This is a genomic window from Streptomyces sp. AcH 505 (assembly GCF_000818175.1).
Taxonomy (GTDB): Bacteria; Actinomycetota; Actinomycetes; order Streptomycetales; family Streptomycetaceae; genus Streptomyces.
Genome location: NZ_JTIY01000001.1, coordinates 5,649,917 through 5,660,770, shown reverse-complemented (window position 1 = coordinate 5,660,770; position 10,854 = coordinate 5,649,917). Strand labels below are relative to the sequence as shown.

The 10,854-nt window shown below is 69.3% G+C and carries 8 protein-coding genes; all 8 read right to left on the bottom strand.

Features of this window, described 5'->3' with window-relative positions; all coding sequences use genetic code 11:
* Positions 1-150 (bottom strand): inositol-3-phosphate synthase (locus tag HY68_RS45455; protein WP_347560669.1); only part of this gene is annotated, 150 nt, incomplete at its 3' end.
* 116 nt (positions 151-266) lie between these two features.
* Positions 267-3,965, bottom strand: coding sequence for a ThuA domain-containing protein (locus tag HY68_RS25410; protein WP_041992745.1), 3,699 nt, complete (start codon positions 3,963-3,965; stop codon positions 267-269).
* 311 nt (positions 3,966-4,276) lie between these two features.
* Positions 4,277-5,281, bottom strand: coding sequence for a sugar phosphate isomerase/epimerase family protein (locus tag HY68_RS25405; protein WP_041992742.1), 1,005 nt, complete (start codon positions 5,279-5,281; stop codon positions 4,277-4,279).
* Positions 5,282-5,290: 9 nt separating this feature from the next.
* Entirely contained in the window at positions 5,291-6,517 is a 1,227-nt protein-coding gene (locus HY68_RS25400) for a Gfo/Idh/MocA family oxidoreductase (RefSeq protein WP_041992739.1), read from the bottom strand.
* Positions 6,518-6,569: 52 nt separating this feature from the next.
* On the bottom strand, positions 6,570-7,607 hold the full coding sequence (locus tag HY68_RS25395) for a substrate-binding domain-containing protein (protein ID WP_041992736.1): 1,038 nt from the start codon (positions 7,605-7,607) through the stop codon (positions 6,570-6,572).
* Positions 7,608-7,731: 124 nt separating this feature from the next.
* Positions 7,732-8,799 (bottom strand): ABC transporter permease, encoded by a 1,068-nt coding sequence (locus tag HY68_RS25390; protein WP_041992733.1) that lies wholly within the window; start codon positions 8,797-8,799, stop codon positions 7,732-7,734.
* A complete protein-coding gene (locus HY68_RS25385; RefSeq protein WP_041992731.1) occupies positions 8,796-10,328 on the bottom strand; it encodes a sugar ABC transporter ATP-binding protein in 1,533 nt (510 codons plus the stop codon). The genes HY68_RS25390 and HY68_RS25385 overlap by 4 nt, the downstream gene beginning before the upstream one ends.
* Before the next feature lie 244 nt (positions 10,329-10,572).
* Positions 10,573-10,854, bottom strand: a 282-nt coding sequence (locus HY68_RS45450) for an ROK family protein (RefSeq protein WP_241778675.1), incomplete at its 5' end; no start/stop codon positions are given.

Genomic DNA, 10,854 nt, shown 5'->3' with positions numbered 1-10,854 from the left:
GAACGGCGGGGTCTCGGTGACCATGCCGGTCGGCGGGTGGAGCCCGGCGGTGACCGCCGCGCATCCCGCGACGGCGGTCGTGGCGACGGAGCCGCGCGCTCCGACGAACCAGACTCCGGTACGTGCTGCAGTCGATTCGGTGATGGTCACGGGCTGCCTCCCTGCCGTTGATGTGCCTGCCGTGCTGTGGTTGTTGGTGGGCGGCGGGCGGGGGGTACGGCGCCTCCCCGCCCGCCGCCGGCTAGCGGCTGCCCGTCCTGGATTTCCTAGGAGGGCAGTTCCCTGAGCTGGATGTTCCGGAAGGCGGCCTGGTCGTCGGCACCGTGGTTCTGGATGCCGAGGTAGCCGTCCTTCAGGCTCCGCGCAGGGTCGGTGTTGGTGAAGTCGTTGATCTTCACTCCGTTGAGGAAGACCTGCAGACGCTCACCCTGGACCTTGATCTCGTAGCTGTTCCACTGGCCGGGCGGCCGCAGCACCCGGTCTCTGGCCTTGATGTCGGCCGCCTTGAAGGTGTAGATCGAGCCGGTGGTGCGATCCGGCGCGTCGGTCGCGTCGATCTGCACCTCGTACCCGTTGTCCACCGCCGACCAGGGGTCGTCGGACTCGGGGAAGCCCACGAACACACCGGAGTTGTCGTCCCCGTCGAGCTTCCAGTCGAGCTTCAGCGAGTAGGAGCCGAGCTGCTTGGGCTGGTACCAGAGCATGCCCAGGCCGCCCTCGCTGCGCAGTTCACCGTCGGCGATGTTGAACTTGCCGGGGCCCGCCTGCTTCCAGCCCTCCAGTGTCTGCCCGTTGAAGATGGTCCGGTAACCCGTCTTCGGCGCGCAGTCGGCCTTGACCTGTCCTGCCGCGTACCGCAGTCCGCCGAGCAGGTGCTGACGGAAGTCGGGGTCGGCGTAGGACTCCTTGGTGTGGCCGAGTCCGGTGTAGAAGGACCGGCCGCCCTCGTAGGACTGGCACCAGGCGATCGGGTGGTCGCCGCGCATCGTGCCGCCCTGGTACGTGGTTTCGTCGAGGGTGGCCAGCACGCGGACCTTGGAGCGCGGGTTGGTGCGGTAGTTGTACAGCTCGTCGGTGTGCGCCCAGGTGTCACCGAAGTGCGCGGTGGCCGGGTTGGTGTGGTCCTCGACGCGTACCGTCGCCGGCTGGATCTGCGGGTGGCCCTGGAAGTAGGCGCCGACCAGGCCGCCGTAGAACGGCCAGTCGTACTCGGTGTCGGCCGCCGCGTGGACGCCCAGATAGCCGCCGCCGGTGGAGATGAAGTTCTCGAAGGCGGCCTGCTGGGCCCCGTCGAGCACGTCGCCGGTGGTGGACATGAAGACCACCGCGTCGTAGCGGGCGAGGTTGTTGGTGGTGAACTGGGCCGCGGTCTCGGTGGTGTCGACCGTGATGTTGTTGTCCTTGCCCAGTTCCTTCAGGGCCGCGATGCCCTCGGGGATCGCGTCGTGCCGGAAGCCGCCGGTCTTGGAGAAGACCAGCACCCGCTTCTGGATCTTGCCGGGCGCCTGGTCGCTGATCTGGAAGTCGTCCAGGTCGTAGAGCGCGCCCGTGCCGCCCTTGAAGACGAGGAACAGTTCCGTGGACTTCTTCGGTACGGCCCGCAGCGGGACGTCGACGTCCTGGAAGGTGTCCCAGCTGCCGGTGACCGGGATGGGGGCCGAGCCGAGCAGGTTGCCGTCGGGCGATCCGGTGCGCACTTCGAGGAAGCCGCCGGCGCCGGCGGAGGAGATCCGCGCGGTCAGTGTCTTCGAGCCGGTCAGGTTGTACGGCGCGAACGAGATCCAGTCGTCGTTGTCGATGTCGCCGACCGTCTTGCCGCCGTTGGCGCTCGTCTTGGCCGGGGTGCTGATCCCGGACGAGTTCGTGAAGTGCTCGGCCTGCCGGTGACGGGGCTGGAGCTGCGCCTCGTCGTGGCTGGTGAGTGCCGCCTGGCCGCCGCCTCCGCCGTCGGTGTACTCGGCGTCGATCACACCGAAGATGTTGGCGTTGGGATCGTGGTCGGCGTCCGCGGGCGCCGTGATGGTGCCTTCGCAGCCGTTGGCCGAGGTGATCGGATGGCCGTGGTTGTCATGGCCGAGGATGTAGCGGACGGTGACCTTGGCGCAGTCGATCGCCGTGCCGTCCTCGGGGTCGGTGACGGTGACCTTGAAGGGGATCGCGTCGCCGAAGCTGAACAGCGCTCCGTCGGCCGGTAGTTGCAGGGTCACCTTGGGCGCGGTGTTGCCGACGACCACCCGTACGGACGCGGTGCCGGTGTGGCCTGCCGGGTCGGTCGCGGTGAGGGTCGCGGTGTAGGTGCCGTTCTTCTTGTACGGGTGGGCCGGGTTCGGCTCGGTCGAGGTGGTTCCGTCGCCGAAGTCCCACGCGTAGGTCAGCTCGTCGCCGTCCGGGTCCTGGGTGCCGGCGGAGGAGAAGTTGACCCGCAGGGTCGCGGTGCCCGAGGTCTTGTTGGCCGAGGCGACCGCGACAGGGGAACGTCCGCCGGTGATGTTCTCGATGCGGTAGACGGCGGAGTTGTCGTCGCCGCCGAACCAGGAGAGCCCGTAGTCGAGTACGTAGAGCGCGCCGTCGGGGCCGAACTCCATGTCCATGACCTGGGTACCGGTCCACGGGAAGTCGTTGATCTTGGAGACCGTACCGTCGGCGCCCTGCTCGATCCGCTTGATCCACTGCCGGCCGAACTCACCGGCGAAGAAGTCGCCGTCGTACTCCTCGGGGAACTTCACCGCGGAGTCGGATTCGGCGTCGTAGCGGTAGACGGGTCCGCCCATCGGGGACTCGGAGCCGCTGCCGAACTCCGGGACGCTGCCGCCGTCGTAGGGGATCCAGGCCGCCTGGGCCGGCGGCAGGTCGGTGAGACCCGTGTTGTGCGGCGAGGTGTTCTTCGGCGCTGCGCAGTCGAAGGCGGCGCCCGACGTCCCGGTCGCGAAGTCGTAGTCCAGATACGGGTCGTTGTTGCCCGTGCAGTACGGCCAGCCGAAGTTGCCCGCCTCGGTGATCCGGGCGAACTCGACCTGGCCGCCGGGACCGCGGGTCGGCGAGGCCGCCCCCGCGTCGGGGCCGTAGTCGCCCACGTAGACGACGCCGGTCTTCTTGTCGACCGACAGCCGGAACGGGTTGCGGAAGCCCATCGCGTAGATCTCGGGGCGGGTCTTGTCCGTGCCGGGAGCGAAGAGGTTGCCCTCGGGGATCGTGTACGAGCCGTCGTCGGCGACCTTGACGCGCAGCACCTTGCCGCGCAGGTCGTTGGAGTTTCCGGCGCTCCGCCGCGCGTCGAACGCCGGGTTGCGGTCCGGGCGTTCGTCGATGGGCGTGTAGCCGTCGGAGGCGAAGGGGTTGGTGTCGTCGCCGGTCGACAGGTACAGGTTTCCTTCGCCGTCGAACGCGATGTCGCCGCCGACGTGGCAGCAGGTTCCGCGTGACGTCGCGACGTCGAGGACCTTCTTCTCGCTCGCCTTGTCGAGGGTGCCGTCCGCGTTCAGTGTGAAGCGCGAGAGGCGGTTGTACCCGTCGAAGGGTGCGAAGTCGGCGGCGGTGCCGTTCTCGGGGGCGTCGCCGTCGGGGGTGTTCAGCTTGGGCGCGTAGTACAGGTAGATCGCGCGGTTCTGCGCGAAGCCGGGGTCGACGCCGACGCCCTGCAGACCTTCCTCGTCGTGGCTGTAGACCTCCAGCGTGCCGGCGACCTTGGTGGTGCCCGCCGCGTCGGTGATCCGCAGTGTGCCGTCACGCGAGGTGTGCAGCACCTGCCGGTCCGGCAGGACCGCGAGCGACATCGGCTCGCCCACCTCGTCGGCGCCCTTCGCGAGGGTCACCTGCTGGAAGCTGGGGTCGGCGGCCGGCTCTTCCTCGTGGCGGGTGGTCGGGTCCGCCGCGACGGCGGGGACGGCGCTGAGGCTGCCGACGGCGAGCAGCGCGCCGGTGAGCAGTGCGAGGAGTGGTCTGGCTCTGAGACGTTTTCTGTGCACGAAAGTCCTCCAGAAGTGGGCTGTTCGTACCTGCGGGTCACCGAGGAGCGCGAGGCGCTCTCTTGGCACCGGCGTGCGCCGTCACACCGGGGACCATCTGTGTACCGGGGACCATCTGTGTCCTGTACACCTCAGGGACGGTAGCCGGGTTCGTCCGGGACGGAAAGACCTTGCGCAGAGGTGAAGTTGCACTTTTTCCCGCATCAGGACAAAGGGAGTCGCGGGCATGCCGGACCGCCCGGCGGCGCTGTGCACCACCGGGCTGTCCGTGCGGGCGCGGGCAGGGAGGCCCGGCCCGGGCCTGCCTGTTCCTACTCGCCGCCGCCGAAGGCGGCGTCGAAGGACGCGGTGGGCGGGTCGAAGTCGAAGCGCTTCAGGTCCCTGAGCGCCTCGGGTGCCCCGGCCAGCCGGTCCATGCCCGCGTCCTCCCACTCGACGGAGACGGGGCCCTCGTAGCCGATCGACCGCAGCATCCGGAAGACGTCCTCCCACGGCACGTCCCCGTGGCCGGCGGAGACGAAGTCCCAGCCGCGCCTGGGATCGCCCCAGGGCAGGTGCGAGCCGAGCCGGCCGTTGCGGCCGTCGAGCCGCTTACGGGCCTCCTTGCAGTCCACGTGGTAGATCCGGTCCCGGAAGTCGTAGAGGAAGTTGACCGGGTCCAGGTCCTGCCACACGAAGTGGCTCGGGTCGAAGTTCAGCCCGAACGCGGGCCGGTGGTCGACCGCTTCGAGCGCCTGCTTGGTGGTCCAGTAGTCGTACGCGATCTCGCTCGGGTGCACCTCGTGGGCGAAGCGCACCCCCTCGGCGTCGAAGACGTCCAGGATCGGGTTCCAGCGCTCGGCGAAGTCCTCGTAACCCCGCTCGATCATCCCGGCCGGCACCGGCGGGAACATCGCCACCAGATGCCAGATGGAGGATCCGGTGAAGCCGATGACCGTGTTGACGCCGAAGGCCGCAGCGGCCCGCGCGGTGTCCTTGATCTCGGCGGCGGCGCGCTGCCTGACGCCCTCGGGCTCCCCGTCGCCCCAGATACGGCCGGGCAGGATGCCCTGGTGGCGCTCGTCGATGATGCTGTCGCAGACCGCCTGGCCCACCAGGTGGTTGGAGATCGCCCAGCACTTGAGCCCGTACTTGTCGAGCAGTTGGTGGCGGCTGTCCAGGTATCCCGGGTCGGCCAGGGCCTTGTCGACCTCGAAGTGGTCACCCCAGGTGGCGAGTTCCAGGCCGTCGTAACCGAAGTCACGGGCGAGCCTGCAGACCTCTTCCAGGGGCAGATCGGCCCACTGGCCGGTGAACAGTGTGAACGGACGTGGCATTCGGACCTCCTAGGCGGGTGTCCCCGGCGGGGGCGGCACGGGTGTGTAGACGGCGTTCTTCGCCGCGCTCTCCTCGACGGCTGCGAGCACCCGCTGGACCTGCAGTCCGTCGGCGAACGACGGCACGGGGTCGGTTCCGGCGGCGATGGCCTCGACCAGATCGCGGGCCTGGTGGATGAAGGTGTGCTCGTAGCCGAGGGCGTGGCCCGGCGGCCACCACGCCTCCAGGTACGGGTGTTCCGGCTCGGTGACCAGGATCCGGCGGAAGCCGGACGAGGGCGCCGGTTCGGTGTGGTCGTGGAACTGCAGCTCGTTCAGCCGCTCCAGGTCGAAGGCGAGCGAACCGCGCTCGCCGTTGATCTCCAGCTTCAGCGCGTTCTTGCGGCCCGAGGCGAACCGGGTCGCCTCGAACGAGGCCAGCGCGCCCGAGGCGAGCCGGCCGGTGAACACGGCGGCGTCGTCCACGGTCACCGGACCGTGCTCGGCACCACCCGACGCCGAGAGGCCTGCCGAGGCCCCCGCCAGCACCGGGCGCTCCTTGACGAAGGTCTCCGACAGCGCGGAGACCCCCGCCAGCGGCTCGCCCGTCAGGAACTGGGCGAGGTCGATGATGTGCGCCCCCAGGTCACCGAGCGCCCCGGACCCGGCGTGCTCCTGCTGGAGCCGCCAGGTGAGCGGGAACTCCGGGTCGACCAGCCAGTCCTGGAGATAGGTGACACGCAGATGCCGCAGTGTGCCCAGCCTGCCCTCGGCGATGAGCCGACGGGCGTACGCGACAGCCGGCACCCGGCGGTAGTTGAACCCCACCATCGCCAGCTGTCCGCGCGACCTGGCCGCCTCGGCGGCCCTGACCATCTCCTCCGCCTCGGCGACCGAGTTGGCGAGCGGCTTCTCGCACAACACGTGCTTGCCCGCCTCCAGCGCGGCGATGGCGATCTCCGCGTGGCTGTCCCCCGGTGTGCAGATGTCGACCAACTGCACATCGTCCCGGGCGATGAGGTCCCGCCAGTTCGTCTCGGCGGCGGCCCAGCCGTGTTTGGCCGCCGCCGCGCGCACGGAGTCGGCGTCACGTCCGCAGATCGCGGCGAGCGCCGGCCGCATCGGCAGGTCGAAGACGTGTCCTGCGGTGCGCCACCCCTGTGAGTGGGCGGCGCCCATGAACGCGTATCCGACCATGCCGACACCGAGTGTCGGCGGCGCACCGGCCTCTTTCTCCGACGCTTCCCTGGGGGTCATACGGGACACTCCTCGTCTCTCATTCAGTGGGGGACGGACGCACCAGGGCCGGTCAGCTGAAGCCCGACGGCAGGTACTGATCGATGTTCGTCTTGTCTACCACGGCGGAGAAGACGGTGATCTGGGTGGGTATCTCCGTTTCCGAGATCCCGCTGATGCCCTTGGACTGGGCGAGCGCGCGCGCCAGGTCGATGGCGGAGGCGGCCATCGTGGGCGGGTAGAGGACGGTCGCCTTCAGCACACTGTTGTCCGCCTTGATGGCGTCCATCGCCGACTTGGCGCCTGCGCCGCCGACCATCAGGAAGCCGTCACGGCCGGCCTGGTCGATGGCGCGCAGGGCGCCCACGCCCTGGTCGTCGTCGTGGTTCCAGATGGCGTCGAAGCTGGGCTGGGCCTGGAGCAGCTGCGCCATCTTGGCCTGGCCCGACTCGACGGTGAACTCGGCGGCCTGCCGGGCGACCTTCTTGATGTTGGGGAAGTTCTTCAGGGCGTCGTCGAAGCCCTTGGTGCGCTGGGTGGTCAGTTCGAGACCGTCGATGCCGGCCAGTTCGATGACCTTGGCGTTGGCCTTGCCCTTGAGCTTCTCGCCGATGTAGTTGCCGGCGTTGAGGCCCATGCCGTAGTTGTCGCCGCCGATCCAGCAGCGGTACGCCTGCGGGGTGGCGAAGATCCGGTCCAGGTTGATGACCGGGATACCGGCCCGCATGGCCTTGAGGCCGGCCTGGGTGAGGGCCTTGCCGTCGCCCGGCAGGACCACCAGTACGTCGACCTTCTTGTTGATCAGTGTGTCGACCTGGCCGATCTGGGCAGCCGTGTCGTTGGAGCCCTCGGTGGCCTCCAGTGTCACGTCGGAGTACGTGGCGGCGCGTGCCTTGGCCTGCTCGTTGATGGCGTTGAGCCAGCCGTGGTCGGCCTGCGGTCCCGCGAAGCCGATGGTGACGTGCTTGCCCGGCTTGTCGGTCGTGGCCGGCTTGGTGTCGGCCGCCGCTTCCTTCTTGTCGGGCTCGTTGCTGGTGCAGGCGGTGAGGAAGGCACCCGCCGAGACGGCGGCGGTGCCGAAGAGCAGTCCTCTGCGGCTGGTTTCTGGCATGGCGGTTGAACCCTTCGGATAGGGCGTTCTTCGGACCGGGCTGTGGGGCTTGGCGGGTGCCGTCGTCACCACACCTGGCAGGTGCCATGACGACGACAGGACGGCTGCGGGAGCGGGAGCGAGGTCAGCCCTCGCCACCCCGCGCTGTGCGCCGCTGGACCAGGACCGCGGCGACGATGATGACGCCCTTGGCGATCTGCTGGACGTCGCTCTGCAGGTTGTTGAGGGCGAAGATGTTGGTGATCGTGGTGAACACCAGGACACCGAGTACGGAGCCGACGATGGTGCCGCGGCCGCCGCTGAGCAGGGTGCCACCGATGATCGCGGCGGCGATGGCGTCGAGTTCGTAGAGGTTTCCGTTGGTGTTCTGACCCGAACCTGCCAGCACCACCAGCAGGAAGGCGGCGATGCCGCAGCAGAGGCCGGAGAGCAGGTACAGGTACAGCCGCTGCCTGCGGACGTCGATGCCGGCGAGCCGCGCGGCCTCCGGGTTGCCGCCGACCGCCACCGTGCGCCGGCCGAAGGTGGTGCGGTTGAGCACCAGCCAGCCGACGACCGTCACGGCGGCGAAGACGATCACGAGCGGCGGTATGCCGAGGACGTAGGAGTCCCGGCCGCCGAGGTCGAGCACCGACTGGACGGTGACGATCTGGGTCTTGCCGTCGGTGAGTTGGAGCGCGAGACCACGGGCGGACGCCAGCATCGCGAGGGTCGCGATGAAGGGCACCATCCCGCCGTACGCGATCAGCACACCGTTGACCAGGCCGCAGGCGAGACCCACCACCATGGCGGTGAACAGGATGCCCCAGAAGCCGAACTCCTGGGTGGCGACCGTCGTCGCCCACACCGACGCCAGCGCCACGATCGCCCCGACGGACAGGTCGATCCCGCCGCTGGTGATGACGAAGGTCGCGCCGACCGTGACCACACCGATGACCGAGGCCTGGGTGAGCACGAGTTGGAGGTTGTTGACGTCGAGGAACTGCTCGGGCTTGGTGATGCCCCCGACGATGATCAGTGCGACCAGCACACCGAGCAGCGAGAGGTTACGGACGTCGAGCCGCAGCCCGAGACCGGGCTTGCCGCCCTTCTGCGGACCTGACTTGGCGGTGCTGACAGCGGACGTCGGCTGCTCGGGTGCGGCCGCGGCGTCCGGCCCGCCCTGCTGCGCCTCAGAGGCAGGCTGCTTCATGGCGTCGGGCTCCCTTCCATCACAAGGTCGAGTACACGGTGTTCGTCGAGCTCCTCGGCCGGCGCCCGGTGGACGACCTGGCCTTCACGGAGCACCAGCACCCGGTCGGCGAGGCCCAGGACTTCGGGGACCTCGCTGGAGACGAGCAGTACGGCGAGGCCGTCGTCGGCCAGCCGGCGGATCACGGAGTAGAGCTCGGCGCGCGCGCCGACGTCCACACCGCGGGTGGGTTCGTCGAGGAGCAGGACCCGGCAGCCGCGCAGCAGCCAGCGGGCGAGTACCGCCTTCTGCTGATTGCCGCCGGAGAGGGTACGGATCCGGGCGTCCGGGTTGTCGGGGCGCAGGGACAGCTCCCTGGTGGCCGCCTGGGCCGCCGAGCGCTCGGCCGACCGGTCGAGCCAGCCGGCCCGCGAGAAGCGGGAGAGGGTCGAGACCGACACGTTGCGGGTGACGGATTCGAGCATCAGCAGGCCCTGGGCCTTGCGTTCCTCGGGCGCGAGCCCGATGCCGGCCCGTACGGCTGCGCGCACACTGCCGGGGCGCAGTGGTTTGCCCGCGACGAAGACCTGGCCGGTGCTCGGCTTGCGGGCACCGTAGATGGTCTCCAGGATCTCGGAGCGCCCGGAGCCGACGAGGCCGGCGAGGCCGACGATCTCGCCGGGCCGCAGTTCGAGGTCGACGGGGGCGAACTCGCCCTCCCTGGACAGGCCTTCGACCCGCAGGACGGGCTCGGTCGTCGCGGCCGGGGGCGCCGCCTGGTGCTCGGGGAAGACGTACTCGACGTTCCGTCCGGTCATCAGGGCGACGATCTCGCGGGTCGGGGTCTCCTTGGCCGGCAGCCCCACGGCGACGGTCTTGCCGTCCTTGAGCACGGTGACCCGGTCGCCGATGCGGCGGATCTCCTCCAGCCGGTGGGAGATGTAAACGACGGCGACCCCGTCGGCGATCAAAGTGGCCACGATCCGGAACAGGTTGTCGACTTCGTCCGGGTCGAGGGCCGCTGACGGTTCGTCCATGACGATGAGGCGTACGTCGTGGGAGAGCGCGCGTGCCATGGAGACGATCTGCTGCTGGGCCGCGGAGAGCGAGCCCACGGTGCGGTGGGCCTGGATCTCCGGGTGGCCGAGCCGCTTCAGCAGCGCCTCGGCGTTCTTCCTGGCCTCCCGGCCCCTGACGACGAACCCGGCGCTGGTGGGTTCATGGCCGAGGAAGATGTTCTCGGCGACCGAAAGCCCTTCCACCAGGTCGAGTTCCTGGTAGATGGTGGCGATGCCGAGCCGCATGGCGGCGATGGGTGACTTGAGCGCGACCGCTTCGCCACGCCAGGTGATCACACCGTCGTTGGGCTGGTGGGCACCGGCCAGCACCTTGATGAGTGTGGACTTGCCTGCGCCGTTCTGGCCCAGCAGACAATGCACCTCGCCGGCCCTGACCTCCAGGTCCACACCGTCGAGGGCGCGAACTCCGGGGAAGGACTTGGTGATGCCGGACATGGTGAGCAGTACGGATTCGGGTGGTGCTGGTGCCATGGCGTATCCCCTCGGCGGAACCGGCCGCCCCGCGGGCAGGGCAGGTCAAGGGCAGGGTGGAGCACGGTGCGGCTCTTGCGTGTGTGCGGCTCTTGCGTGTGCGGTGCTGGTGCTGTGCCGTGGTGCCGTTGCGCTGTGCCGTGGTGCTGGGCCGTGGTGCTGTGCCGTGTTGTGCGGTGTTGCTTTGTTGTGCGGTGTTGCTTTGTTGTGCGGTGCGGTGTGTTTACGGTGATGCGCGCCGGCGTCAGGCCGGCGAGAACAGGTGGTCGCTGATGAGCCGGGCCGCGCCGGTGACACCGGCGACGGGGCCCAACTCCCCCAGGACGATGGGGAGGTTGCCGGTGGCCAGCGGCAGGGACTGCCGGTAGACCTGGGTACGGACCGAGGCCAGCAGGGTGTGGCCGAGGCCGGTCACACCGCCGCCGATCACCACGAGTCCGGGGTTGAAGAAGCTGACGAGCCCGGCGATGACCTGGCCGACCCGGTTGCCGCCGTCGCGAATGAGATCGAGTGCGGCGGTGTCGCC